The organism is Paenibacillus sp. JDR-2, from assembly GCF_000023585.1.
Lineage (GTDB): Bacteria > Bacillota > Bacilli > Paenibacillales > Paenibacillaceae > Pristimantibacillus.
In genome coordinates this window covers 3,664,349-3,690,632 of record NC_012914.1, presented here as the reverse complement: position 1 = coordinate 3,690,632, position 26,284 = coordinate 3,664,349, and the positions used below count along the sequence as shown (strand labels likewise).

Genomic DNA, 26,284 nt, shown 5'->3' with positions numbered 1-26,284 from the left:
AATGATAGATGAAATAAATCATAAAAAACCGCGATTTACGCGGATTTTAATGGGATTTCCAGTAATTTCCCCTATCTTACAAGTTGCTTTCATCCATCAACAACGAGAGAAACTGCCGGGTACGAGCTTCGCGGGGCTGACTGAAAATCTGCTCCGGCAGCCCCTCCTCCACAATGACGCCTTCATCAAGCAGCACAATACGGTCCGCCACTTCGCGGGCGAATTTCATCTCGTGGGTAACGATTATCATCGTTCTCCCCTCTTCCGCCAATTCCCGAATGACCTTCAACACCTCGCGCACGAGCTCTGGGTCCAGCGCGGAAGTCGGCTCGTCGAACAGCAGCAGCTCCGGATCAATAGACATCGCCCGGGCAATGCCTACCCGCTGTTGCTGCCCGCCAGACAGCTGATGCGGGTAAGAACCAGCCCGGTCTTCCAACCCAACCTTCGCAAGCAATTGCAACGCCTTTGCCCGTGCTTCGTTCTTTGGTCTGCGCCGAACCGTTAGTTGCCCTTCCATCACGTTCTGAAGCGCAGTGAAATGAGGAAATAAATGATAGGCTTGAAACACCATGCCTGACTGGCGGCGCAACGCCAGTACTTCCGCCTTGCGGGGCTTCGAATTCGGACGGAACTCGAGCCGAACCTTCCCGATTGCGACTGTTCCCGATGTAGGTATCTCAAGTACATTTAAACATCGCAGCAATGTTGACTTTCCGGAACCAGAGGGTCCGATCAACACGAGCACCTGCCCCTTTTCCAGCGTCAGATTGATACCGCGAAGGACAGAAGTGTCGCCGAATGATTTGGTTAATTCGCGTACTTCGATCATTGGGGTTTAACCTCCTAAAAATGGACCGTACCGGTTAAGCCGTAAAATATCGATTAAAAAATATTTCCAGCTGCCGCTGCAGCAATGCCAGTATCGAGCAGAAAATCAAATAAATTAAGGCGACCTCGCAGTAGATCAACAGCGGCTCGTAGACAGCCGCGGTGATTTGCTGCCCTTTTTGGAATAGTTCCGTAACCGTTACCGTTGCTGCCAGCGAAGTATCCTTTACCAACGAAATGAACGAATTGGACAGTGGCGGCACCGTGACCCTTGCCGCCTGGGGCAGGATTATGCGGCGCAGCGCCTGCAATCTCGTTTCCCCTAGCGAGAATGCGGCTTCCCACTGTCCCTTAGGGATGGATACGATTGCCGCTCGGATAATCTCCGATCCGTAGGCACCGACACTAAGCGTAAACCCAATGACCGCTGCCGGGAACGCGTCGATTAGAATGCCTACGCTGGGAAGCCCGTAGAAAATAATGAACAATTGGACCAAAAGCGGAGTCCCGCGTATAATCCAGACGTAGAACCTCGCTATCCAAACAATCGGATAAAAATCCGACAGCCGCGCGAGTGCCGTTAAGAGCGCCAGCACAAGTCCCAGCGCGAATGAAATCAACGTAAGAGGAACCGTGAATGCGATTCCTGCATGCAGCAGGGGCAGGAAGGAATCGGTGAAAATATCCAGGTTAGTTCGTTCATTCATGATACCCTACCCGCCCTTTTATTTCGAAACGTCCTCGCCGAAATAGGTTTTGGAAATTTCCAAATACCGGCCGTCCGCCTTCATGTCTTTAATCGCGTTACTTACGGCATCAACGAGCTCCTTGCTTCCTTTACGGAAAAGCATGCCGCTCTGCGACACTTGGTCCGTCTCCGCAACCACCTTTATAGGAACGTCAGGACGCGCTTTCTTCAAATCCAGATAGGATAATTTATCGTTGATCGTCGCATCAATTCGCCCGGACGTGAGCAAATCGATAGCCTGATTGAATCCATCCACCGCAACAAGCTGCGCTCCGTTCGCTTTGGCAATGTCGCCAAGGTCGCTGGTAAGCGACTGGCCGGACTTCTTCCCTTTGAGATCCGACAAACTCTTGATGTTAGTATTGCTTTCCTTCACGATCAGAACCGCCTTAGACAGGATATACGGGTCTGAGAAATCGTATTTCGCCTTCCGGTCGTCTCGGATGGTGACTTCGTTTGCCACCATATCGAAGCGCTTCGCGTCCAATCCGGCAAGCATACCGTCCCACTTCGTTTCAACGAACTTCGCCTTAACCCCAATACGCTTAGCGATCTCCTCGGCGATTTCGACATCAAACCCCGTCAACTTGCCGCTTTTGTCATGGAACGTAAACGGTGCGTATGTACCTTCCGTGCCGATCGTGATCTCGCCGCTTGACTTAATCGCCTTCAGTGAATTATCGGAAGCCGCGTTACCGCTATTCGCCGTGTTTCCCGTACCGGCTGTCCCGTTGTTCCCGTTATTAGTGCCGGTATTTGCGCCGTTATCGTTGTTTTTATTGCCGCATGCCGATCCGCCAAGCAGAATTACCGCGAATACCAACATGAAGCAGATGTTTTGCTGCCAAGTCTTCATAAGCGAACCTCCTTTTATTTGAGGATAGTATTCCAGCCGTTCCCTTTGGTTATCCCCCTTCATCCGCTTCTCCTTAGCGCAAAAAAAAACCGCCCCTATAGGACGGTTTCCTCACATGTAAAATAACTTAGCTGTGAACCAGGGATGGCTTAACACTGCTGATATGCTTGATGTAATCGGCTTTGCTCTGCGCAAGACGCTCGTCGGTCAGGTTCGAAGCATCGTTTAATGCGAAATGTGGCAGGTACTCGCAACTGATGAAATGAGCCAATGCCGCGACTGGGCGTAGAATCTCTTCAAGCGTGAATCGATTAAACCCTGAATGTTGGTACGATTCGTTTGTACCGTAGGTAGAAATGGCAACGCCGATCTCTTTGCCGGCTATTTTACTGCCATCGGGTCCGTACGCCCATCCGTATTGCAGAACCTCATCAAACCACTTCTTTAACAAAGGCGGCGTGCTGTACCAATACAACGGATATTGGAAAATGATCCGATCGTAGGATTCGATAAGTTTTTGCTCGCGGGCAATGTCGATCTTTTCATCGGGATAGGTCGCGTATAATTCGTGAATGGTGATATCTTTATGGTTTTGCAATTCGTCGCGCCATGCTTTATTGACTCTTGAGGCCGTCATATTAGGATGAGTAATGATTACCAATGTTTTCATTAATTGTTTATCCTCCATTCAATAAAAAAGCTTAAGCAACTTGAATTAGCTCCGTTTTTTAGAGTCCCCCAAAGTTCAGCTTATTATTGAGATGGCTTAAGTCAGGCAAGCTTTAACAGTTCTTCAGAATCTCATTTTTATCATGAACAATAAATAGTAAGTAATCGGCAATCCTACGATAGTCGAAATGACTGTGATTGCAGTTATGACCCTGTTCTTATGCCGCAAAATAAAATGTATTAGCTTATAAATGAAAAGGCCAATCCATCCACCTATAGAATTTAGAATGATATCGTCGATATCTGCCGTTCCAATGCCCAAAAGTCCCTGAATGATTTCAACGAATAAACTCAACGTTACAACAGACAGAACATTGGTTATGTAATTGTTCTTAAATAAGGGCAGATACACCCCAAGGGGAATGAAAATAAGGATATTGCCTATCACATTGGCAAAAGCAAATTTCTTTGAATTGGCAGTGCTGCCAGCAACGAATTCCGCAATGCTATGAAAAGGCACAAGATTAATGGACCTCGTTATCGTCCTTTGACTATTAAAGATCTCCGTTATCGAAACTCTCGATAAGAACAATATTTTCATCAACACAAGGATGTAACAGATGCAAACACCATATAAAAAGACGGTTTCTATTCGTTGTCGCGTATTCATAAAATCTCCTTCTATGCATCCTTCGTAATTACGGGTAAGTCCATCCAGAACAGAACGCCGTCCGTCGTGTTTTCCAAAGCAAAATCAACGAACATGGATTCTAACGTTTTGCGTACTATGGCTAGTCCCAAGCCGCTTCGTTTATTGCTCCGGCTCCGCGCTTGATCCACGCGGTAGAACGGGTCGAACAGCTTCGGCAGTACCGCATCGTCAATTCTCACCCCCTTGTTCAACACGCAAAGGCGGCATTGACCGGCGACAGGAGCGCTCCATACCCGGATCTCCCCTCCGTCCGGCGTATTTTGCACCGCGTTCAATACGATGTTTGACAGCACCTTTTTTAACATTTTAGGATCGGCAAAGCAGGTTTGCCCTTCAGTGATATCCGTAACGATACGTTGTCCTTTTGACTCAGTCAATGGATGATAATCGGGAAGCATGTCCGCAACGATACGCCTGATGTCGAGTTTTTCGGGAGAGGGTACGATTTTCCCGTCGTTTAGACTGACGATCTCCAATATATCGGAAATCATTTTGCCCTGCGCGTCCATCATCTTTAAGCATTCGCGCAGGTACTTGGGATGGTCTTTGTAATCGCCTATATTTTCAAGCATTCCCTCCAGCAAAACGCTTGTAGCCGCAACAGGCGTTTTTAACTCGTGGGAAGCCGCAGAGAAGAAATAGCGCTGCGTTTCCTCCAGCTCGCGTTCTCTCAAGATTTCGTCCTCTAACCGGGAGATGGTTCTTTTCAGCCTGTCGTACATGGAATGAACGTCGCGGGCCAATACCCCAAGCTCATCTTTGCGTTCCGGGAGGGGCGGGACTTCTTCAAGATTCGCCATCTTGGTTGCATTATCCGCCAAAGCTTTGATTGGCTTCGTCATCTGTCGCGCAAAGATAAAGGATGCTACGACGCAGACGGCAAGCAAGCCGGACAATATAACCATCACACGCGCAATCAAGTTCCCGTATTTTAGCGAAAACGCATCGTCGTTGAATACGTGGAGCGCATAGCCGTTTCCAAGATAAACGATGAACGAGGATCTTTCCTTCTCGGCCTTTATGTCGGTCAAACTGCTGGCCGGATTAGCGGCGGGCGTCACATAAACGATGCTGCCGCCTTCGTCCGTAATATAGAAACGAAACGATTGGTTTCGATCATGGAATTGATCCGCGATCTCCGTAATATCGACATTCCCTTGTGACCGTTCAATTAACTGCTTGTATGTCCCGCTGATTTTCTGGAGTTGGAGGCCTGAATAATAAGACATGATTTGCGTTGAAAATAGGGCTGCCGTCGCGCCGACCAACAACCCCGAGAAAATGATGGTGTAAATGAATACTTTGATGAATATTCCGCTCCTCTTCAAAGCGTGTCTTCCTCCAATCGGTAACCTACGCCGCGAGCCGTCTTGATCATATTTTCTGGCAGCTTTGCCCGCAAATTTTTGATATGCGTATGCACGGTGCTTCCGTCGCCGTCAAAATCGTACCCCCACACGCGCGATAAGATGATTTCATGAGACAACGTCCTGCCCTTGTTCTGTACCAATAGCATAAGGATCTCAAATTCTTTAAGTGTCAGGGGCAGCTCTACGCCATCGTAAAGCGCTCTGAAATCATCCGGCAGAATCGTCAGGTTGCTGCAGCGTATTTCTTTTGCCAACGCGCCGCTTCGCCTGAGCAAGGCTCCCACACGTTTTAGCAGAAGCTGAATCTTGAATGGCTTTGTCACATAATCGTCCGCTTCCGCGTCAAATGCCTTGATTTGATTCTCATCGTCCGAAAGAGCGGTCATCATCAGTATGGGCGTATTATTCCGCTTGCGAAACTCCCGTAATAGCTCATGACCACTCATACCGGGCAGCATGATGTCGAGAATGACCAGCTGGTAAGTATGATTGTAAAAGTTTGTGTATGCTTCGATACCGTTTATGCAGACATCTACTTTGTATCCGGCTTCAATTAAAAAGGTTTTGACGGTATTGCCTATATGTTCGTCATCCTCGACAAGTAGAATTCGTATGTCCATATATTCCTCCTGAAACAAGATAGCATGGTCATCTGTAGTTTAACTGTAGTTATAAGATTTTTCCCTTCCAATGTCAAAAACACGAAAAGCCCTCTTGCAAGGGCTTTTTTTAAAATCATTTTATTAAAATGGTTTAACGACCATAAGCACCAATATGGCAATCATCAGCAGCTGTGCTGCTATCTCAATGGGTACGATCTTTTTTATCAACAATCTGAATTCGGCGGGTATTTCCTTACTTTGGTCTTGGCTTTCAGCAGTAAGCTTAAAGATCTTCTTCACGCGCGGCTCAATCCAACCATCGATCATGACGACCATGGAGAGCGATAACAGAATGGCTGTATTGAGCCATAGTTGGGATAAACCCATCTTGGTTACGATCATAAGCCAAACACCGGTTAAAATGAGTACGGTTCCGCCGATCTTGAGAATAATGGTAAGTTTGGCCGTCACCCCTAAAGCAAAATGCAATTGACCTACGGTTTTTGCGGATCTTCGAATGATAGGCATTACGAATGCGGGGCCAATAACGGCGATCGAAGCGAATATATGAACGACGAGCAGTAATCCGAACAATGCGTTTATCTCCCTTCCCCTAGCGTATCGTGCTATGGCTTTGATAGGCTAGACCGACCCTTTTTCTTTTAAACGCCCCTCCGAGTTCAAGATGGTCCAACATGCATGCTGCGACATCATCATAGGTGACATTTAGCTCTTGAAATCGGCTGAACAAATGACCGGCTATATCTGCCTCGGAATATTCCTTGATCGTCTCCGGCATCGGAATAGGCAAAGCTTCCGTTGTTACATGCAGATGAACCGGAGCCGGCAGTTCGCTTGAACCGATCATTGTGCCCGGACACATAATGGACCAATCAAGCTTAGTCTGCTGCAGCCTTTCGAAATTCCGGTTGTGATTTCTATACTCGGGCGGAAAGCCGGGTAAATTGTTGCCGATAAGATCCGTATTCGGGATATCCAGCAGACCGGCTCCTCCCATCATCCATACCCGCCCGGAGAAGCTGGATTGCAATTCGCATTGGCTTATAATGTTATCAACCATACGAATAAACTCTTCTCCCTGGCCCGCATGACCGGCAGCAAGAATAGCGACGTCTTGATGCCCAAGCGCCTCACCGACACTCACCGGGTCCAAAATATCGTCTACGATCACCTTTACATGCTTTGCGTAATGCTCCCCTAGCTGCTCATTAAGCTTCTCGGAATTTCGCACGAATGCGGTCATTTCATGCCCCATTTTTATCCCCTGAACCAATACTCTTTTCCCGGTATTGCCCGTCGCTCCAAAAACAATCATTTTCATTGTTCGTTCCTCCTCTTGATTGAACCCTAATATTTGGTTAATTCAAGCTTAGCATCGCTTTAAAATGTTGTTAAGAACCCACTTTAAAGTAGGGTACTTACTTAAAAGTAAGTTTAAGTAGTGTGGCCGCAGGAAGACAAAAAAAGCTGCCCGGGATCCGTGGCAGCCTGTTGTTTGAACCAGCTCTATGACGCTGACTCTTCATATTTCCGCTTATTATGATTTTCTCCCCAAGCACACATCACTTCTGCTACGGGAATCAAGGTTTTGCCATATTCGCTAAGCGAATATTCTACCCTTGGGGGGACGTCCGGATAGACCGTTCTGTCGACGATCCCTTCTCGTTCCAAATCTCGGAGATGCTGCGAGAGCATTTTTTGCGAAACATCGGGTATTAGCTTTTCCAGGTCGTTGAATCTCTTTTTGGATTCTATCAAATGCCATATAATCATGGGCTTCCATTTGCCGCCTAAAACATGAAGGAGCGTCTCGACCGGACATTCACGCTGATGAATCATTGACGAATCATCCCCTTACTTATAAAGGAAGTGTATTGACTGAAATTAACATAATAAAATTCTATGTTAGCACGGCAATCAAGTCAATCATGAAATCGCCCTACTGTCCTTATTCCTTCACCATACGGTTCGTAATGCTGCCGAGTTTTTCGATTGAGATCGTGACCATGTCCCCATCCTTCAAATAGACTTGCTTTTCCGGCGGGTAACCAAGCACGACACCTTCCGGCGTTCCTGAAAGGATGATGTCTCCCGGCAAGAGTGTCATATGCCGGGAAACATAGCTGACGATCTCTTTGCAATGAAAGATCATATCGGACGTGTTGGAGTTTTGGCGGATTTCTCCGTTTACGGTTGTGCGAATCGCCAGGTTGTTTGGGTCGCCTACTTCATCCGCCGTGACCAAGTAAGGACCAAGCGGCGAGAAGCCATCGCATGATTTGCCGAGCAGCCATTGTTGGCTCCTCATCTGCAAGTCTCGCGCGGAAATATCATTGACGCAGCAATATCCGAATACGTGATCCAGCGCATTTTCTTCTTCGGGAAGATACTTTGCTTGCTTACCGATGACGATAGCGAGCTCGGCCTCGTAATCCACTTTGCTCGATACGCGCGGGAGAGGTACATCGTGTCCGTGCCCCGTGAGCGTGTTGTTGAACTTGTTAAATAAAATCGGATATTCCGGAATCGTCGCGTTTGTCTCCTCCGCATGCCGGCGGTAGTTGAGCCCGATGCAAATGATTTTTTGCGGATTCGTGACGCAAGGACCGTAGTTAAGCGAATCCTCATTGAGCCAATAGGGGCTTAAATGAGCGTCAGCAGAGGCTTTATCCGCAAGATTGCCGAGCGCTTCGACAGCTGGCTTCCCTTCGATAATGACGGAATGTATATCCGTTGGCACATTGCCGGCCATACCGAGCTCCCGTGCAGAGGAAGCGACGTCGAGTACGCCTAAGTCCGTTTTGATTCCAAGTTTATATTGGCCGTTCTCTAAAAAAGTAAGTAGTTTCATAATGTCCTCCTAAGCATTTTTTCCGAATACGACTCCTCCGTCGATATATAACGGGGATCCCATCATGAATTTAGATTCATCCGACGCAAGGAAGACAGCCGCTTGCGCAACGTCCTCCGGCCTGCCCAAGTCTCCGCTTAGCTGGCGTTTGCGTAGAGATTCGTATGCTATATTGGGATCGTCATACGATCTAGCAAGAAAATCTTCAACAAACGGCGTCAGTATCGTTCCCGGCAGCAAGGCATTCACGCGAATGTTATATGGAGCGTAATCGACTTGCATCGATTTTGTAAGGGCCAGCACGGCGCCTTTGGACGCCGAATAAGAGGCGCGGCGAGCAAGTCCGATCTCCGCGATGCAAGACGACATATTGATGATGTTCCCGGACTTACGCTCCATCATGCCGGGAAGGACGTATTTGCTCATTAGAAAAACGCCGCGTACATTAACTTCGATAACCCGGTCCCATTGCTCCGGCTCGGTCTCGTGGATGGCGCCGACACCGCTGATTCCCGCATTATTGAATAGCACGTCGATATGGCCGTACTTTTCATGCGATTGTTTTACAAGCTCTTGCACGGACTGCGGATCGGCGACGTTCGCTTGAATGAATGCCGCCTTGCCCCCTTTGTCGCGGATCTGCTGCGCGGTTTCTTCTCCTTTAACGGCATCAAGGTCGTTTACAATAACCAAGGCTCCTTCCTCGCCGAAACGCAGCGCGGTGCTTCTGCCTATACCTGATCCCGACCCGGTGATTAAAGTGACTTTATCGACTAACCTCATAGAGTGCCTCCAATCTTTTTCTCGAGCTTATAGAAGCGGATCGCATTGCCGCCAAAAAGCTCGTCACGCTCCGCTGCCGTCAAATGCGGCAAAGCATGGTTCACGACATCCATAACTTGCGAATAGGAAGCAGCCAGTAAACAAACCGGCCAGTCACTGCCGAACATGAGACGATGGGTTCCGAAAGTTTGCAGGACGTAATGAATGTAGTCTTGGAAATCGGTATATGTCCAAAGCTGCGGATCAGCCTCCGTCACCATGCCCGACAATTTGCAATAAATATGGGGATTGTCCGCGATCTCTGCGACCCATTGTTTCCACGGGTTAAGCTCATGATCCGCTATATTGGGTTTCCCGATATGATTGATGACGCCGCGCAAATGAGGTATCCGTTGCACTAGCGTCGCAATGGAAGAAAGTTGATGCGATTTCACGAGCAAATCGACCGGAATATCCCGATCCGCGAGCAGACGCAAGCGGCTGACGATCTGAGGCTTCAGCACATAACCGGGATCTTCCTCGTCTTGAAGCATAATTCGTACGCCGATGAATTTTGGATGAGTTCGTAACGTTTCCAATTGTCTTTCAAAACCATCGCCTTCAAAATCGACCCACCCGACCACGCCAACTATCGATTCCGACCGTTCGGCTAATTGGAGAAGGAATTGGGTCTCTTCCTCCGTAGCTGCGGCTTGAACGACGATCGTCCGATCGATTCCGTGTTCTCGCAATATCGGTTCCAGATCGACGGGCAAATAATCTTTGTAAAGGACGGAAAGCGCAGGCGTAAGCCACTTATAATCGCCTCGAGAAAGCACCCAATAGTGTTGATGCGCATCGATTCTTAGCATCGTCGGTTCTTCCCTTCGCTGATTATCGAATACGATATTCGTCGAAGTATCGAGGTAAGATAGTTGTGGAAGCACCCGGCATTTGCGGCAGCACGTAATGACCGTCCTTCACCGTTGCCGGCTCTTCGAAAATATGCCGGATCCACGGAATATACTCGAGCATGATGGCGCTTGGCGTCGAAGCGACGAGATGCTGATGAATTTGGCCCATATCGCCTACGTGGGGACATACCGGCACGTCATAGGATGCAGCCAAACCGGCTACTTGAAGCCATTCGGTAATACCCGCAACGCGGGTTGCGTCCACTTGGCAATACTCCAGCGCACCATTGTGAATATAATCCCGGAAGGCATACTTGTTGTACACGTGCTCGCCTAAAGCAATCGGTACGTTAAGTTCGTCCGCAAGCTTTTTATGTCCCATAATATCGTCCGGATTGAGCGGTTCCTCCAGCCAGAACAGATCGAATTCCTCCAGCTTTTTGCCCCAAGTCATCGCCGTGTTGATGTTCCATTGCTGGTTGACGTCAATCATGAAGATAACGTCGTCGCCGATCGCTTTGCGTACTGCCTTGCAGCGATCATAATCTTCGCGGGGATCAGGCTTGCCGACTTTGATTTTAACGCCCGTAAATCCCGATTCTACGATCTCCGTTACGTCTTTAAGCAAACGTTCCTTTGACCAATTAAGCCAGCCGCCGTTTGTGTTATAGGCTTTTATAGGTTTAGATTTCGCTCCGCCTAGGTACTGCCATAATGGCTTGTTTGATGCCTTCGACATGATGTCCCATAGCGCGATATCCACCGCTGCCAAAGCCATATGAGTCACGCCGGATCGTCCGATCCAATGCATTTTCCCGAAACGCATCTCGTTCCACAATTCTTTCACCATAAACGGATCTTTACCGACGAGGAGCGGAGCGTAGTATTTGTCGATCGTATCGACGATCATGTCGTCGCCATGCGCGCAAGTCCCCGTGTAACCGTAGCCAATAAACCCTTCATCCGTATAGATGCGAACGCCCGATAATCCCCAATGCGTGGCTACGTTAATGGCATCGGTAATCGGTGGTGTAATGGGGACATGCAGAACAAAGCTTTCAACTTTTGTAATTTTCATCTTCAAAACTCCCTCGTATGTAGATTTGTCATCTTTTAATAACCAAGCGAAGCGCCACCGTCGACGGGAAGCGCAACGCCTGTCACGAAACCTGAGGCATCGCTGGCCAAGAAAAGAGCTGTTTGCGCCACTTCTTCCGATGTCGCGGGTCTGCCCAAAGGATGCATTGCGTTCAAATCCCGAACGGTCTGAACCGGATCATCCTGTTGGCTGATCCATTGCTCCAGCAATGGCGTCGTAACGCCAGCGGGACAGATGCTGTTCACTCGAACGCCGTAAGGGGCATAATCCAGTGCCAACGCCTTGGTCAGGGCGTTCATCCCGCCTTTGGTTGCTGCATAGACCGGATTCATTTTTTGTCCGATCAGTCCATTCAGCGAAGACATATTGACGATTGATCCCCGCGTTTTTTTGAGCTCCGCGATCGAATGCTTGATCATCAGAAACACACTCTTCAGATTTACATTGAAGATTCGATCCCATTCCTCCTCTTCCACCTCTTCCAGGTACTTAGGCATGATGGCTGCTGCGTTATTAACCACAACATCGATGCGTCCGAATTGACGTACCGTCTCCAGCATGAGACGCCGAACATCTTCATCCTTGGACACGTCGGTTTGAACAGCGATGATGCTCCCGTTTTTGGTTTGCATTTGTTCAATTACCCGGGATGCATCATTCCCATTCCGGTTAGCAATAACCACGTTAGCTCCTTCAGCGGCAAATAACCGGACGATTGCTTCCCCGATGCCGGATGAACCTCCGGTGACAATAGCCGTTTTACCTAATAACTTCATCTTTAAACCTCCTATTTCATGTATCGTACACGATTTAAGATGAAAAAACTTATACAAAGAACGCACGCGTCCGTTTGTACGAGTTTTCCAGATGTTGCTTAAGTGCTTGTTCCGCAGATTGTTCATCCCTTACCAATAAAAATTGAACGATCCGCATATGTTCTTCCCACTCGTCTTGAATCAGCTGAGCGTTTAAATCCTTTTGGTACAAGGCCAAATATCTTTGGATTTTTTCAATATAAGTCTCGATTAAGCTTTTCAACGATTGGTTGCCGCAGTAATTCAGAATCAAACCGTGCAAGCTCTCATTCATCTCGGCAATAACCTGAATGCGCTGCTCGCCCGACGAGAGATCGGAACGCGGGTACTCTTCCATATCTTTTTTCAATTGTTCCAATTGTGAAGCGGGGATCGAATGAACAGCTTTGCGGATAGAGAGACACTCCAGCTCCATTCGTATTTCGAACATTTCGTCCAGTTCTTGCAATGACATCTTGGCTACGAACATGCCTTTGAAAGGTACCGTGTCTACCAAGCCCTCGGCTGCTAATCGGGACAGCGCTTCGCGGATCGGGATATTGCTGACCTCGAGATCGCGAGCCAATTGATCGATATTGATTTTCTCGCCTGGCGCAATCTCGTGGTTTAGAATATGGCCTTTAAGCAGCGTGTAGATTTCTTCCGTTAGTACGTAACGATTTAAGTTTTTTTTCATTACATCATCGCCTTGCCGTTTCATATATCATACACGATTAATTCTAGCTAAGGTTTCCATTTATTGCAACAATGAATTTCTCGCCTCCTATTGGTCTCGCGCAAAGCCGCAACTAGATCACGATCCGCATTTACTAGTGTGCTACAATAACGCTTGAAGGAATCTCTCATTCAAAGGAGCGATAGTCGTGAAGGTACTGTTTATCGGAGGAACGGGTCTTATCAGTACGGCAGCCTCTAGGTTGGCGCTGCAACAAGGAATAGAACTCTATCTCTTGAATCGAGGCCGCCGGCAAGGTAATGTGCCCCAAGGTGCTAATGTGCTTCACGGGGATATCAACGATCGAGTCGCCATGAAGAAGCTGTTGGATGGGAAGTATTTTGATGCTGTGGTCGATTGGATCGCCTTCAAGCCGGAGGATATTGAACGGGATGTCGAGATGTTCGCGAATAAGACGGATCAATATATTTTCATCAGCACGGTAGCGACCTATCAACGTCCGCCAAGCCATTATCTGTTCGATGAGTCGGCTCCCCAACATAACCCGGGCTGGCAGTACGCCGTCGACAAAATCGCCTGTGAAGAACGGTTGATACGGGCATACCGGGAGACGGGGTTCCCCGCAACGATCGTTCGGCCTTCGCACACGTATGGGGAGACCGCGATTCCTTTCGCGGTAACGAGCGGAGCTCACCCCTGGACGCTGATCGACCGCATACGCAGAGGGAAAAAAATCATCGTTCCGGGCGACGGCACCTCGCTCTGGACGATTACGCACAATAGCGATTTCGCCAAAGGCCTGGTCGGATTGCTTGGCAACAGCCAGACACTCGGCCAAGCGTTCCACATCACGTCCGATGAGGTGAAAACGTGGAACCAATACCTGGCTGCGATTGGCAAGGCCGCAGGCGTGGAACCGGAAGCCATTCACATGACTTCGGAATGTATTTCTTTGTTTTTGCCTGAGTACAAAGCAGGTTTGTTCGGGGACGCAAGCAATAGTTACGTCGTCGACAATCGGAATCCCGGCTATCAGGCCACAATGAATTTCGAACGTGGCATCAGGCAATCACTCGCCTATTTCGAAGCATATCCGGAGCTTCAGACCATTGACGAAGAGCTTAACGCCAGGATGGACAAGATGATTTCTTCTTACGAGAACTTTTTAGCTAGCATCAATTGAATGGATGGTCGGTAATGGCAGCTGATTAGGGATCAGCTGCCATTTTATTGCTTTGAACTATTCTATGCTTATTTACTGTAAAGCAAAGGGAAATATTCGTTATTGAAAGGCTGTCCATCGAGTGGCCTAGGACCTATTAGACGAACATTGTCATGTCTTCCCCTGCCTGATTTATAAACGGTATCCCCAGGCATCAAATGTGCGACAATGGAAAGCCGCGGTTGCTCTGACAGATTTGGTCCGGAGCCGTGGAACGTTAATCCATGGTGGAAGCTAGCCTGGCCAGCTCTCAAAATGCACGGCTCATCCTTCCATTCCCCCAATTCGGAAAATTTCTGTTTTAGCCCATCCAAATCCGGGTCAAAAAAAGTAGCACTGCCTTCCACTACTCCCCACTTGTGAGAACCCAGTATCGTTCTCATTCCCCCATTGTTTAGATCGGTATCCTGCAAGGCAATCCAGACTGTTACCATATTCGTTGTACTGCTGCATCTCCAAAAGCCGTAGTCCTGATGCCATCCTACATTGCCCAGCATGGTTTCCTGGCCAGCGGCACTAGGCTTGTAGATAACTTGATCATGCCAGAGTCTAATCGAGGATTCACCGATTAAATCAGCGGACATACGTCCTAAATCCGGATGAGTTACAACGTTTTTAACCTCGTCATTAATCCACCAGCCGTTATCGTGTTTTCGCAACGCCGTTTTATTCTCGGGAATACGAATATCATGCATGGGGTAACCATCGCCATCGAAGTCGGATGCCCATATCCGCTCGTGAGCCAGCCGAAGCTTTTCAATCGTCTCGTCGTCAATAAGTTTAGGGCTGATCCAATAACCGTCACGCTCGAAATGCCGTTTGTCTTCCGCAGTCACTGCATAAGGAATAAAACCCATAATTCCACCTCTTCGCCTATAAATTGTTGATTCCCATTTAAGATATCAGCTTTTTTAGACTTTGACTTCCCGGAAACTATCGAATAGGATTTTATACATGGATACGATTTGACACAAGGAGACTTGCCAATGACAACCGGGAAAGACCGTATAGGACGTTGGGTATATGATGGGGAGGAACATGACAATTCCGATGCCGTAAAGGTTCCCGAACTTCTCATGCTTGGCTATGATCATTTCACCGAAGCGCTTAGATTGTCACAACACGAGCATGATGGAGCCTTTGAATTTGTGTTCATCGAAAGCGGTAAAGTAACTTGGGAGGTCAATGGACAACACTATGAAACAAGGGCCGGCGAGATGTTTCATACCCGCCCGAATGAACCTCACCGGGCGCGTATGGACTATATGGAGCCCTGCTCGATCTGGTGGATGATTGTTACAATGCCTTCAACGAATTCATCCTGGCTTGGTCTAAGCAAATGTGAAGCCGATTCCGTCATAGAAAAATTGCAGAGCCTGCCTAGGGTCTTACGGACTAACGCCCAGTTGAAAATAAGCTTCAGCAGGCTGCAGCATGCTCTTCGTACGGAAGCGCAGCCCTGGCTTAAACTGAAAGTTCGTCATTTTGTACTGGATCTTATTCTTAACATGACCGAGCCTCCTCCTGATTTGCATATCCCGGAAGATCTGCAAGCTGGTTTGCGTTCTATTGTAGAGAACATGCAACGAAACCCTGAGAAGCATTGGAACAATCGGGACATTGCAGCCTCAATTGGTATAAGTGAATCCCATTTCTACCGATTGTTTCGGCAAAGCTTTGGTCAGTCGCCCTCTTCATTCGTGGAACGTAAACGTGTAGAGTATGCCGCCCAGTTGTTAATGCATTCAGATGCTCCCATTACGAGCCTTGCTTTAACTCTTGACTTCAAGACGAGCCAGCATTTCAGCACAGTGTTTAAAAAAGTTACCGGCATAACTCCCAGCCAATGGCGGGCCGCGCATCATAAATCAACAAGTGAATAAACAAGTATCTGTCGTATTATTAATAATTAAATTAAGGGCACCCGATTGGGTGCCCCTCTGTAAAGAATATTCAAAAGAATGGTTTCACTAATTCCATAATGACATGTCCCGGAGCGGGCTCGAAAGGAACGAAGCCGGCCATATCCCGAGCCCGGCATTCGATTCGGCTATTCCGCCCTGCAAGCAGCACGTTCCGTGTCTCGGACGCCCGGTCCGCGGGCAGCATAAAGGCCGATACGTGAGTGAAAGACTCGCGCATCGTTGCGTGGAGGGCGCCGATCAGCCGGTCGCCAGGTCCTTTGCCAGTCACGTTCAGCACGATTATTCCTTCGGCGTCAAGCTTGTCCGCCGCTGTCGCAAAGAAACGGTCCGTTGTCAAATGCCCCGGCACGCCTCTGTCCGTGAACGCGTCTACGATAATGCCATCGTACGTCTCCGCTTCCTCGCCTTCCAGAATACTTCGGCCGTCGCCAATCGCGACGAATTCCCCGGCGGAACCAAAATATTGTCCGCTCGCTTGGACGATCCGCTCGTCGAGCTCCGCCGTCATGAACCTTGCGCCCCGGCAATGCCGGGCAATCGTCCCGATCCCGTGTCCAATCTGAAAAACGCGCTCCAGTCGTGGATGGTTATGCTCCAGCAGATGAATGATAGCCTGTGGATATTCGAACACGATCCGCTGTGGATCATCTAGATCCAGCGCTCCTTGCACGGCTGCATCCGAAAATTGCAGCACCCGGAAGTTCCCCTTCTTGCCGAATAGCTCGTTTACGTCGCCCACGACAAATTCGTCGCGTCCTTCCCCGGAAGCTGCTTCATAAAGCACGCGCATGGCGCGGTCTCCTTTCGTTATAACTTTCGATAAAATCGATCCCCGGTTTCAGGATTATAATAAACCCTTGTTTTTTCATTTGTCACAGGATCAATATTGATTTCATTCGTCGCATGGTAACCATCGGGAACCTTGGAGCCGTGGTTACGGTTGAATCGTTTGTCGTAAATGAAGTAACCTAGCAGAATGCATAATAGGATGAATATACCTTCCAATACATAATAGCCGATTACCCATTTCATTACATTTTCTCCACAACGACAGCCGTTCCGTAAGCAACGATTTCACTCATGTTCTTACCAATCTCGCCCGAATCGTATCTCATCATGACAATAGCGTTCGCGCCCATTTGAGTGGCATTTTTAATCATGCGGTCCATTGCTTCTTTCCTCGAATCTTCAAGCATTGCTGTGTATTGTTTGATTTCGCCGCCAACGAGGGATTTCAAGCCAGCCATGATGTCGCCGCCAATCCCTCTGCTTCTCACAATAAGACCAAATACAGGTCCTTTCATTTCGACAACTCTGTAACCTTGAATATTTTCAGTTGTTACAGCGATCATAGCAAATAACCCCTTTTCGAAATTAGTTAGGATTTCATCTTAGACGAGAAATTCTATACGGAGACGTAAAATCCTGTCTTTTCGGTTCTTGCTCATTTGTTATATATTCTTTACTTAATCAACTCAAACTGGTCTAATAGCTTGCCGTCCGCGTCATAAGCCTTGTAGCTCAAAGTGTCCCCACTTACATGGATGCCTGCAAACATCTGTTTATAATTTTGGAAATGAACCTTCTGGTAGAACAGGTCTTCCTTCTTCTCGTTGAATTTTTGCCCGGAAGTATTTGTCACCACGTATACGGTTCCTTCGTTGTCGGATACGATCTTGTTATTTCTCATTGGGTAAGAACGGGCATATTCATGATTATGGCCTTGCAGGACGAGATCGACTTTGTATTTATCGAATACGGGAACGAACTGCTTGAGCACCGATTCCTTCTGGTTTCCCGCGTATGGCCCTCGATGGAGGGAAACGATAAGCCACGTTTTGTTCGTAGCCGCAAGATCTTGCTCCAGCCACTTTGCCTGGTCTTTAAGTTTGGATTCCGTGTTTAACATAACGAAGTGAACATCGCCATAATCGAAGGAATACGTTGTTCCAACGATGGAGCTTTCCGAGCCGTTAACGGGTACGTTGAAATGGGAGACAAAACGCTCAGCATTATCATCCACTTCGTCATGGTTTCCGGTTACGGGCATAAACGGAAATGCCGTGACCCATTTTCTAGCCTCGCCAAAGAGATTTTCCCAACCCGATTCATCGTCGGGATTCTCTGTCAGGTCCCCATTATGAACAATGAAGGATGATTTGGGAAACGTTTGAAATGCCTTATTCAGCGTTTTACCCCATATCTGGAAATCACTAAGGGTGGTTCCCTGAGAATCCGCTACGTTGATAAAAGTAAAATCGGTCGTTCCCTCTTGCTCTGTCGTGAATTTGTATACGTCGCTCCAGTGTTCCTGATCACCATCCCCTACCCGATAGGCATACGATGTACCCGGAGCTAGTCCTGTTGCTTCCGCTTTATGAACCCCTTGTATTCCAGTATCCCCGGTATCTATGGAATCGCTTGTTCCCTTAAACACAAGTACCCCGTCTCCCTCGAAAGTAGGCGTTTCAGTAGACAGGTACGGTACCACCTGCAGCACGGATGCCAGATCTGAGCTTTGCGTGTACCAGGTGAATGCCCTGCTTGAATGAGGATCCGACTTAAAAGTCGACACGAGTGAAACAGGAGACCAAGCGGAGGATGACGTCTTCGCCCCGCCCTCTCTTTGCTGATTAATCAAAATTCCAAAACCAACGATCAATAATGATAGAATGACGAAAAAGAGGTATATCCGCCGGTTATTTCGAGTTGGAATCATTGTAATACCATCCTTTCCAATAAAAAATAAAAAAGCCCAAAGCATACTTAAACTTTAAGCATGCGCAGGCCTGAATACTATTTGTTGATCGGCAAAATAATTTCAACCATGGTTCCTTTCCCAACTTCACTCTCGATTCGCATCGTTCCTTTATGATTTTGGATGATCCTCATCGAAACCATTAATCCTAATCCTGTTCCTGTTTCTTTCGTAGTGAAAAAAGGATTGCCAATCTTGGTTATGTCCTCATGCGGGATTCCATACCCTGTGTCTTTAATTCGAATGTTTATTCGATCCTTTATTTGCTTAGCTTGCAGAGACACTTCTCCGCCTTTAGGCATGGACTCTATGGCATTCTTAAAAACATTGATAAAGACTTGATTGATACTGCTTTGACATTCAATTAGCGGTAGATTGGCGTCGAATTCATGCTTTATTTGAACGTTGTACAGGTTGGCTTGCCCTTCAAATAATCTTGTCACGTGAGTTAATAGATGTACAACGTCCCTTAACTCATAGACCTCATTTGACGGCTTGGCCAATACGAGAAGCTCGCTTACGATTTCATTGATTCGATCGATTTCCGATATCATGACATCATTACGCAATTTCTTTGAACCGTCCTTATCCTCTTTCAAATACATTTGCATAAATCCTCGTAAACTAGTCAACGGATTTCTGATTTCATGAGCGATGCCGGCTGCAAGCTCGCCAATTAAGGAGAGCTTTTCTGATCTTCGGATTAACTCTTCCGAATGTACCCGTTCCGTTACATCGCGCCCCATGCTGATAACATGTTGAATTTCTCCTGCGGCATTTCTTATTTTTTTAGAGTGAGCTTCTTGCCAGATATAATGACCGCTTTTATGCCGAAGACGGTACACGAATATTCTGCTATCCGATTGATCGGGATTACCCCGCCTTAACCAGCCGCCGTTCAAATCATCCGGATGCCAATACTCATAGGCATGTTTCCCTATGAGTTCTTCCGGTTCGTATCCGATCTGGTAACGGGCAGCTGGCGAGACATACGAGATAATTCCGTCGGGAGTTAAACGTAAGATAACGTCCTGTGAATGTTCAGAAATAAGCTTGTGGAGCTCTTCAATCTTCTTGTATTCTTCTTCTTTCTTTTTCTGTTCCGAGATATCTACGATTTGGGAGATGAAAATATGATTACCATCTATCCCTTGCAGGTTCCTTTCCACAGTTACATTTAGAAGACCCCAAATCATATGCCCGGATTTATGAATATACCTTTTTTCAATTTGATAACCATCCGTCTCACCCTGCGCCAATTTACGCCTTAATTCCAAATCAGCTTCTAAATCGTCAGGATGGGTACCGGATTTAACGCTTAGATTTATTAATTCACTTTCGTGATATCCCAACATTTTGCATAAAGAAGGATTAGCCTTTAAATAACTTCCATCAGCAGATAATAAAGCCATTCCAATTGGAGATTTCTCAAATGCGTGTAAAAAAAGACTATGGTCATTCAAATTTGGATACATCTAATCCTCCGTTTAAAAGCAGTTACATAATCCTACTAATAAATTAGTTAATCCTCAATAAGGCATTATACCAGCCTATTTCATTTGCTTCCATATCTCTTGCTTTTCCCTGAGTGGCTATCTGCCGGCAAGATGAACTCAACTCTCGGCAAAACAGGAAAATTGTACCTGAAAACGCTTAACTGTACCTTGTCCGGCAGTTGTCGCACCCACTATGATCGGAGCAAAGAAAGCGCTGTCTTTCATGATTTCTCCAACCGGAGGTCAACGTTTTCTTGACGACATTTTATCAATGCGAAGGAGAGGAATTCATGAAGGTACAGTACAAAGCAAGGATCTCCGCAAGGATGTATTCAGCGGTCAAACCGGCTGGTGCGATTGTCCTGGGACTCGCCCTGCTGCTGACTGCCATCTTTGGGGGTTACGGCGTCCTGCCGCCCCGGGTCGCGGAGGCCGCGAATAACGGATTGGCGCTTAAGCCGTTAATGGGCTGGAGCAGCTACAGCATGCAGGTGTATTCCGGCAACGGCGCTTGGATCACGGCGGCGCAGATCAAAGCACAGTCGGACGCCATGCATCAGAAGCTGCAGTCGCATGGGTACGAGTACATTAACGTGGACGCGGGCTGGAATGGCGGCCTTGACGGATATGGACGGCCCGTGCCAAGCACGACGCTTTATCCGAACGGATTGACCGACGTCATTAATTACGTGCATGCCAACGGACAAAAGTTCGGCCTGTATTTCATTCCGGGTCTGTCCCCTCAAGCCTATGACGCTGATTTGCCGATTTACGGCGCCCCGGGCTGTTCGATGCAGGACATCGCCGTCCAACCGCTTAAGACCGCGGATTATTGGGGCCTGGACTACAAAATCGATTTCGGTAACGCATGTGCCCAAAAGTACATTGATTCCATTGCGGACCTGATCGATTCATGGGGTGTCGATTTCGTGAAATTCGACAGCGTTACACCTGGTTCCGGACATAACGATACGTCGATCGACGCTCGCGGCGACGTTGCCGCTTGGTCGCAGGCGCTCAGCTCGCGCGGTATCTGGTTCGAGATCTCGTGGGCGCTCGACCACAATTACGTCGATTACTGGAAGCAATACGCCAACGGCTGGCGCGTCGACTGGGACGTTGAATGCTACTGCGTCAATACGGCGCTCACAAGCTGGCCAAACATCGCTCGTCTCTTCCCGGACGCTGCTGTCTGGTGGCGGGATGCCGGGCCGGGCGGCTGGAACGACTTCGACTCGCTGAACGTCGGCAACGGCGCGATGGACGGGTTAACGCAGGATGAGCGGCAGACGGCAATGTCGCTGTGGGCGATGTCTTCGGCACAGCTGTATACGGGTAACGATCTGACCAACCTGGACGCTTTTGGCTTATCGCTTCTAACGAACGATGAAGTCATTGCCGTCAACCAAGCAGGCCGTCCAGCCCATCCCGTATCGACCTCGTCCAACCAGCAAGTCTGGTACGCCAATAACGGCGACGGCACGTATACCGTCGGATTGTTCAACCTTGGGTCTTCCGCCGCTACGGTGACGGTGAATTGGAACGACATAGGTCTGAACGGAGCCGCTGCGGTGCGCGATCTGTGGAGCCACAACGACCTCGGATCGTTCAATACGGGTTACAGCTCCGTTAATTTGCCGCCTCATGCTTCGCGGCTGTTCAAGGTGGCATCATCCGGCGGTTCCGTAACCGCAAACGACGACGATACTGGAGTCAAGTATACGGGTGCCTGGCAGCGCGGCTACAACCGCGGACTCGGCGACTATCAGGACGACGTGCATTACACCCAGACGAACAACGACGCTTTTGAATACACCTTCCAGGGCACCGGTATCGATCTAATTACCGAGAAATCTCCCGACCAAGGCAATGTTGACGTCTATCTCGATAATGTATTAAAAGGAACAGTTAATACGTATAACAGCGTGAGGCAGACGCAGCAAACCGTATACAGCGTTAGCGGACTGACGAACGGCACGCATACGCTGAAAGTTGTTAAGAAATCCGGCGCCTATATGCTGCTCGATAAGCTTCGCTTCTTCGTGGCGTCGCCGCTCGCGGTGAACGATACGGATTCGGGTATCACTTATTCAGGCGCTTGGTCTCTGAACAGTGCTAGAGGATTCGGCGATTATCAGGACGATGTCCATTTCACGCAGACAAACAACGATTTCGTGCAATACACGTTCAACGGAACAGGAATCGACCTCGTCACGGAGAAGGATTCAGCCCAAGGCGACGTCGATATTTACATCGACAACGTCTTCAAGCAAACCGTAAACACCTATAGCCCTTCGCGCCTCGTCCAACAAACCGTGTATAGCATTGGTGGTCTGACAAGCGGCACACATACGATCAAAGCCGTAAAAAAATCCGGCACCTACATGCTGCTCGATCAATTCAGAATCAAAAGTCCGCGCATCCAGTACAACGACACCGATCCAGGCATCGTCTACACCGGTTCCTGGTCGCTGAACGGCAATCGCGGTTTCGGCGATTACAATAACGACGTGCATTTCACCCAGACGAATAACGATTTTTTACAGTTCGCGTTCACGGGCACCGGCGTCGAGCTCATTACGGAGAAAGATTCGTCCCAAGGCAACGTTGACATTTACATCGACAACATCCTACAGGCGACGGTCAACACGTCGAGTACCACCAGGCAGGTAAATCAAGTCGTTTTCCAAGCAACTGGCTTGACGAGCGGAAGCCATACGCTAAAGGCCGTTAAGAAATCCGGCACTTACATGCTGCTGGATTCCATTCGAGTTACCCCGTAATAGATTGCAAAAAACTAATAAGGCTGCCGGAATTATCGGCAGCCTTGTCTGTTGTTTTATGCTTCATTTATTTTAGTCCATCGGTAGTGTTTTTCTCCATCGAAACTTAGGCTGGCGACATATTTCTTGCTGTCCTTTCCTTTGATGCTATAAAAGGTATTGCCAGGAGGCACCGCGCATTCCGGTACACTGCAAGCTGCGGGAATATTTCCGATTTCCTCGCCAATTTGTTCTTTAGGCAATTGTTCATCAGTATTGGCTTGGATCGAACATCCTGTTGTTAAGAACAGTGCCAATAGGACGACTAGAATTTTTTTCATAAAGAAGTCCTAACGGTTCCCAACATTCATATAAAATTAACTCCGCCGGTTTGAAGGAAATGACAGTTCTCTTCTCGAAAACATTGGCAAGCACTCACGAAAGGAACTTCTCATGATCTCTCATTCCGACTTCATCCTCAACGCTTTTATTATTTTCCTGCCTTTGATTTTTTACGGACCTTTCTATAAACGTAAACACCCGCTTTTCGTTTACGTTTTATTTTTGATTCCTCTAATTATTACAATGACCTTTCCGGTCAAACTCTTCGATTCGGTGCTCGACCTCAGAGCTATTCCTCTCGTCATCGGTTCACTCTACGGTGGCCTTTATACGACGTTGCTCTTATTTGGCAGTATGCTAACTTACAGGCAGATCTTGGGCGGCATCGATCTTTTTCATTACTTCCTCTCGCTGCTGCCGACAATCGTTTTGCTGCTGTTCCTCATCAAGACATACGAGAAAGCCGGGGCCAAGAAAAGAATGCTGCTTGTTTCCGGAATGTGTTTCTTTTTGCGCGTGACGGTCGTCAATTTTTATGCTCTGCTCGAGGGCAAGGAGACTTTTTTTATGGCTTCGTTCGTTCCAAGTCTACCTCTTATCCTTGTTCAGTGCATCATGGCGGTAATGCTGGTTTTCATGATTGAAATGATCCGGACGCAGAATCGGATGCAAGAGGAAATCATCCAAGCGGAGAAAATGAAGGTTGTCAGCGAAATCGCAGCTTCCGTCGCGCATGAAGTCCGCAACCCGTTAACGTCCGTCCGCGGTTTCATTCAACTGTTGTCCAACCCGGCACTTAGTGATCATAAACGAAAAGAATTCTCCGCTATAACACTCGAAGAGCTGGACCGGGCGGAATCGATCATTTCCGATTATTTATCTCTTGCCAAGCCACAGGTCGAAAGGTTCGAATCAATCAGCCTCGAGGAGGCGCTCTCCAAGGCGGCCCAAATCCTGAGCTCCTACGCGAATATGCAGAACGTCGAGATCCTCACGGACGTAAAGCATCCCGCAACGGTATACGGCAGCAAGTCCAAATTCAGGCAAGCCATTATCAATATCGGAAAGAACGCTATCGAGGCAATGCCTGCCGGGGGGAAGCTAACTTTGTCTTACACGGTTAACGAGCCTATCAAAAACGTCACCATTTCGATTTCCGATACCGGAATGGGCATGAACGAGGAACAGCTTAACCGGCTGGGAGCGCCTTATTACACGACCAAAGATAAAGGTACCGGTCTTGGGACCATGGTCATCTTCAGCGTCATTCGGGGGATGAACGGCAATATCGTGGTCCACAGCAAGGAAGGAGCCGGAACCACGTATTACATTACGCTTCCCTTGAATGGGCATGCGTGACTTTCCAGATAGTCAAAAACCGGAAACGAAATTCGTTTCCGGTTTTTGATTACCAATCAAAAAAAAGAATCAATCTTTGCAATGCAAGCCATAATGTTTAAACGGAATTTATGAACGTTTTTTTTCGCCGGGACCACAAGACAACGGGGATTAGAAGCAAAGCCAGAATCCCTCCCGCCAATGAAAGTGTCGAATAGCTGGACTGAGCCACAACCATACCGGATAATGCACCTCCCGATGCCCCTGCCAAAGCGATTAAAACATCTACCGTTCCTTGAGTCTTAGCACGTACTTGCGGAGTGGTGGCATCAACTATTGCCGCTGTACCGCTAATTAAGCCGAAATTCCATCCCAATCCCAGAAGAGCAAGTGCAAGAATAAGCAAGGCCATATTGTCGCCGGGTGCAAAAGCAGCCAGTAAACCAGCCAAGAGCAATGTAATTCCGGAAGCATAAGACATGGGCAATCTTCCGTATCTATCGACTAGAATACCCGTTAGCAACGATGGCAGATACATGGCTGCAACGTGAATTCCGATCACGATACCCACGTCTCCAAGTCCGTGTCCGTGGTGTTTCATGTGAACGGGTGTCATGGTCATAATCGCAATCATAACAACTTGGGTTAATACCATTACCGACGCACCAACAATGATTCCTCTTTTATCGATCATCGTATCTAATGGTTGTGGATGCTGCGGATCGTTGCGAATATCATTTTGAGCTTGAACTTCTGATATTGCTTTGGCCACCATTAATGGATCTGGTCGCAGAAAAATGAGCAGCACAAATCCAGCTATACTATACGCGACAGCTGCCAGCATAAACGGACCGGATAAAGCAGGAGCGCCAAATGATGTTGCTATTCGACCTGTGACATTCACAAGATTGGGTCCGGCGACCGCGCCAAAGGTTGTGAAGACCATAGCTGTACTGATTGCTTTAGCCCGTCTTGTCGGGAGTGCCAGATCCGTTCCTGCGTATCTTGCCTGCAGGTTGGTTGCCGTCCCTGCCCCATAAACAAACAGCGAAAGAAGCAATAGAGTTATGCTGCTTATGACTGATGCCAAGACAATGCCTGCAGCACCAAGCCCGCCTGTTAAGAAGCCGGCTGCCAGCCCGGCACGACGGCCTAACCGTTGGGACAGACGACCAACGACGAGTGCGGCGGCAGCGGATCCCAAGGTGAATAATGCAGTCGGAACGCCGGCATAGCTGTCCGTACCAAGCATATCCTGCGCAAGCAATGCCCCTACCGTGATTCCTGCGGCTAATCCCGCGCCTCCAAAAATTTGAGAGGCAATAACGACAATCATCGTTCTTTTGTGCAGCTGTCGCTGCTTCTCAGGGGAAGCCGCATATTGTCGCAGTAATTCTCGCGAGTTATCCCTTTTTTCTTTAACGAATGCCGGTTGTATCGACATTTACCTTGCCCCCTGTACGGTATCATCACAAATACGGAGAACGGCTCTAAACCGAGTGGTTGCCGCCGTCA

General features: G+C 48.1%; 28 protein-coding genes. 4 read left to right on the top strand and 24 right to left on the bottom strand.

The window, feature by feature from the left end:
* Window positions 1–76: 76 nt before the first annotated feature.
* The 16 genes from PJDR2_RS16290 to PJDR2_RS16215 form a co-directional block, all read right to left on the bottom strand.
* The gene (locus PJDR2_RS16290) at window positions 77–832 is read right to left on the bottom strand and encodes an amino acid ABC transporter ATP-binding protein (protein WP_015844810.1); all 756 of its coding nucleotides are present in this window, start codon (window positions 830–832) and stop codon (window positions 77–79) included.
* Between the two features lie 34 nt (window positions 833–866).
* A complete protein-coding gene (locus PJDR2_RS16285; RefSeq protein WP_015844809.1) occupies window positions 867–1,538 on the bottom strand; it encodes an ABC transporter permease subunit in 672 nt (223 codons plus the stop codon).
* A gap of 18 nt (window positions 1,539–1,556) precedes the next feature.
* A complete protein-coding gene (locus PJDR2_RS16280; RefSeq protein ID WP_041614341.1) occupies window positions 1,557–2,435 on the bottom strand; it encodes an amino acid ABC transporter substrate-binding protein in 879 nt (292 codons plus the stop codon).
* A 127-nt stretch (window positions 2,436–2,562) separates the two neighbouring features.
* Window positions 2,563–3,105 (bottom strand): NAD(P)H-dependent oxidoreductase, encoded by a 543-nt coding sequence (locus PJDR2_RS16275; protein WP_015844807.1) that lies wholly within the window; start codon window positions 3,103–3,105, stop codon window positions 2,563–2,565.
* 123 nt (window positions 3,106–3,228) lie between these two features.
* A complete protein-coding gene (locus PJDR2_RS16270) occupies window positions 3,229–3,774 on the bottom strand; it encodes a VanZ family protein (protein WP_015844806.1) in 546 nt (181 codons plus the stop codon).
* Window positions 3,775–3,785: 11 nt separating this feature from the next.
* Window positions 3,786–5,144, bottom strand: coding sequence for a sensor histidine kinase (locus PJDR2_RS16265; RefSeq protein ID WP_015844805.1), 1,359 nt, complete (start codon window positions 5,142–5,144; stop codon window positions 3,786–3,788).
* Window positions 5,141–5,806, bottom strand: a complete 666-nt coding sequence (locus PJDR2_RS16260; protein WP_015844804.1) for a response regulator transcription factor — start codon at window positions 5,804–5,806, stop codon at window positions 5,141–5,143. The genes PJDR2_RS16265 and PJDR2_RS16260 overlap by 4 nt, the downstream gene beginning before the upstream one ends.
* 123 nt (window positions 5,807–5,929) lie before the next feature.
* Window positions 5,930–6,382 (bottom strand): DUF2269 family protein, encoded by a 453-nt coding sequence (locus PJDR2_RS16255; protein WP_015844803.1) that lies wholly within the window; start codon window positions 6,380–6,382, stop codon window positions 5,930–5,932.
* Window positions 6,383–6,401: 19 nt separating this feature from the next.
* Window positions 6,402–7,130 (bottom strand): NAD(P)-dependent oxidoreductase, encoded by a 729-nt coding sequence (locus PJDR2_RS16250; protein WP_015844802.1) that lies wholly within the window; start codon window positions 7,128–7,130, stop codon window positions 6,402–6,404.
* A gap of 185 nt (window positions 7,131–7,315) precedes the next feature.
* Complete coding sequence (locus PJDR2_RS16245; RefSeq protein WP_015844801.1) at window positions 7,316–7,648, bottom strand: winged helix-turn-helix transcriptional regulator; 333 nt, start codon at window positions 7,646–7,648, stop codon at window positions 7,316–7,318.
* A 109-nt stretch (window positions 7,649–7,757) separates the two neighbouring features.
* Window positions 7,758–8,660 (bottom strand): fumarylacetoacetate hydrolase family protein, encoded by a 903-nt coding sequence (locus PJDR2_RS16240; RefSeq protein WP_015844800.1) that lies wholly within the window; start codon window positions 8,658–8,660, stop codon window positions 7,758–7,760.
* A 9-nt stretch (window positions 8,661–8,669) separates the two neighbouring features.
* Window positions 8,670–9,443 carry an SDR family NAD(P)-dependent oxidoreductase gene (locus PJDR2_RS16235; protein ID WP_015844799.1) on the bottom strand — a complete coding sequence of 258 codons (774 nt, stop codon included), beginning with the start codon at window positions 9,441–9,443 and terminating at the stop codon, window positions 8,670–8,672.
* On the bottom strand, window positions 9,440–10,294 hold the full coding sequence (locus PJDR2_RS16230) for an amidohydrolase family protein (RefSeq protein ID WP_015844798.1): 855 nt from the start codon (window positions 10,292–10,294) through the stop codon (window positions 9,440–9,442). The genes PJDR2_RS16235 and PJDR2_RS16230 overlap by 4 nt, the downstream gene beginning before the upstream one ends.
* Window positions 10,295–10,316: 22 nt before the next feature.
* Complete coding sequence (locus PJDR2_RS16225) at window positions 10,317–11,414, bottom strand: mandelate racemase/muconate lactonizing enzyme family protein (protein ID WP_015844797.1); 1,098 nt, start codon at window positions 11,412–11,414, stop codon at window positions 10,317–10,319.
* Window positions 11,415–11,449: 35 nt separating this feature from the next.
* Entirely contained in the window at window positions 11,450–12,211 is a 762-nt protein-coding gene (locus PJDR2_RS16220) for an SDR family NAD(P)-dependent oxidoreductase (protein ID WP_015844796.1), read from the bottom strand.
* 49 nt (window positions 12,212–12,260) lie between these two features.
* The gene (locus PJDR2_RS16215) at window positions 12,261–12,926 is read right to left on the bottom strand and encodes a GntR family transcriptional regulator (RefSeq protein ID WP_015844795.1); all 666 of its coding nucleotides are present in this window, start codon (window positions 12,924–12,926) and stop codon (window positions 12,261–12,263) included.
* Between the two features lie 187 nt (window positions 12,927–13,113).
* On the opposite strand from PJDR2_RS16215, the gene PJDR2_RS16210 reads away from it, so the two are divergent.
* Window positions 13,114–14,109 (top strand): SDR family oxidoreductase, encoded by a 996-nt coding sequence (locus tag PJDR2_RS16210; RefSeq protein WP_015844794.1) that lies wholly within the window; start codon window positions 13,114–13,116, stop codon window positions 14,107–14,109.
* A gap of 68 nt (window positions 14,110–14,177) precedes the next feature.
* Here PJDR2_RS16210 and PJDR2_RS16205 read toward each other — a convergent pair whose 3' ends face one another.
* Window positions 14,178–15,005 carry a phytanoyl-CoA dioxygenase family protein gene (locus PJDR2_RS16205; RefSeq protein WP_015844793.1) on the bottom strand — a complete coding sequence of 276 codons (828 nt, stop codon included), beginning with the start codon at window positions 15,003–15,005 and terminating at the stop codon, window positions 14,178–14,180.
* Window positions 15,006–15,134: 129 nt separating this feature from the next.
* Here PJDR2_RS16205 and PJDR2_RS16200 point away from each other — a divergent pair, with 129 nt between their 5' ends.
* On the top strand, window positions 15,135–16,031 hold the full coding sequence (locus PJDR2_RS16200; RefSeq protein WP_015844792.1) for an AraC family transcriptional regulator: 897 nt from the start codon (window positions 15,135–15,137) through the stop codon (window positions 16,029–16,031).
* Between the two features lie 70 nt (window positions 16,032–16,101).
* Here PJDR2_RS16200 and PJDR2_RS16195 read toward each other — a convergent pair whose 3' ends face one another.
* The 5 genes from PJDR2_RS16195 to PJDR2_RS16175 all read right to left on the bottom strand — a co-directional run bounded on the left by PJDR2_RS16195 (window position 16,102) and on the right by PJDR2_RS16175 (window position 20,306).
* Window positions 16,102–16,863: a spermidine synthase gene (locus PJDR2_RS16195; RefSeq protein ID WP_015844791.1), complete on the bottom strand. Its 762-nt coding sequence runs from the start codon at window positions 16,861–16,863 to the stop codon at window positions 16,102–16,104.
* Between the two features lie 17 nt (window positions 16,864–16,880).
* Window positions 16,881–17,105: a hypothetical protein gene (locus tag PJDR2_RS16190; RefSeq protein WP_015844790.1), complete on the bottom strand. Its 225-nt coding sequence runs from the start codon at window positions 17,103–17,105 to the stop codon at window positions 16,881–16,883.
* Window positions 17,105–17,425, bottom strand: a complete 321-nt coding sequence (locus tag PJDR2_RS16185) for a YbjQ family protein (protein WP_015844789.1) — start codon at window positions 17,423–17,425, stop codon at window positions 17,105–17,107. Before PJDR2_RS16185 ends, PJDR2_RS16190 begins: the two co-directional genes overlap by 1 nt.
* A 110-nt stretch (window positions 17,426–17,535) precedes the next feature.
* Window positions 17,536–18,792, bottom strand: coding sequence for a purple acid phosphatase family protein (locus PJDR2_RS16180; RefSeq protein WP_015844788.1), 1,257 nt, complete (start codon window positions 18,790–18,792; stop codon window positions 17,536–17,538).
* 77 nt (window positions 18,793–18,869) lie between these two features.
* Complete coding sequence (locus tag PJDR2_RS16175) at window positions 18,870–20,306, bottom strand: PAS domain-containing sensor histidine kinase (RefSeq protein ID WP_015844787.1); 1,437 nt, start codon at window positions 20,304–20,306, stop codon at window positions 18,870–18,872.
* 311 nt (window positions 20,307–20,617) lie between these two features.
* On the opposite strand from PJDR2_RS16175, the gene PJDR2_RS16170 reads away from it, so the two are divergent.
* A complete protein-coding gene (locus PJDR2_RS16170) occupies window positions 20,618–23,110 on the top strand; it encodes a glycoside hydrolase family 27 protein (RefSeq protein ID WP_015844786.1) in 2,493 nt (830 codons plus the stop codon).
* A 56-nt stretch (window positions 23,111–23,166) separates the two neighbouring features.
* Here the strand turns inward: PJDR2_RS16170 and PJDR2_RS16165 are convergent, their stop codons facing one another.
* Entirely contained in the window at window positions 23,167–23,430 is a 264-nt protein-coding gene (locus tag PJDR2_RS16165; RefSeq protein ID WP_015844785.1) for a membrane lipoprotein lipid attachment site-containing protein, read from the bottom strand.
* Window positions 23,431–23,542: 112 nt separating this feature from the next.
* On the opposite strand from PJDR2_RS16165, the gene PJDR2_RS16160 reads away from it, so the two are divergent.
* Window positions 23,543–24,790, top strand: a complete 1,248-nt coding sequence (locus PJDR2_RS16160) for an ATP-binding protein (protein ID WP_015844784.1) — start codon at window positions 23,543–23,545, stop codon at window positions 24,788–24,790.
* A gap of 97 nt (window positions 24,791–24,887) precedes the next feature.
* Here the strand turns inward: PJDR2_RS16160 and PJDR2_RS16155 are convergent, their stop codons facing one another.
* The gene (locus PJDR2_RS16155; protein WP_015844783.1) at window positions 24,888–26,213 is read right to left on the bottom strand and encodes an MFS transporter; all 1,326 of its coding nucleotides are present in this window, start codon (window positions 26,211–26,213) and stop codon (window positions 24,888–24,890) included.
* Window positions 26,214–26,284: the final 71 nt, after the last annotated feature.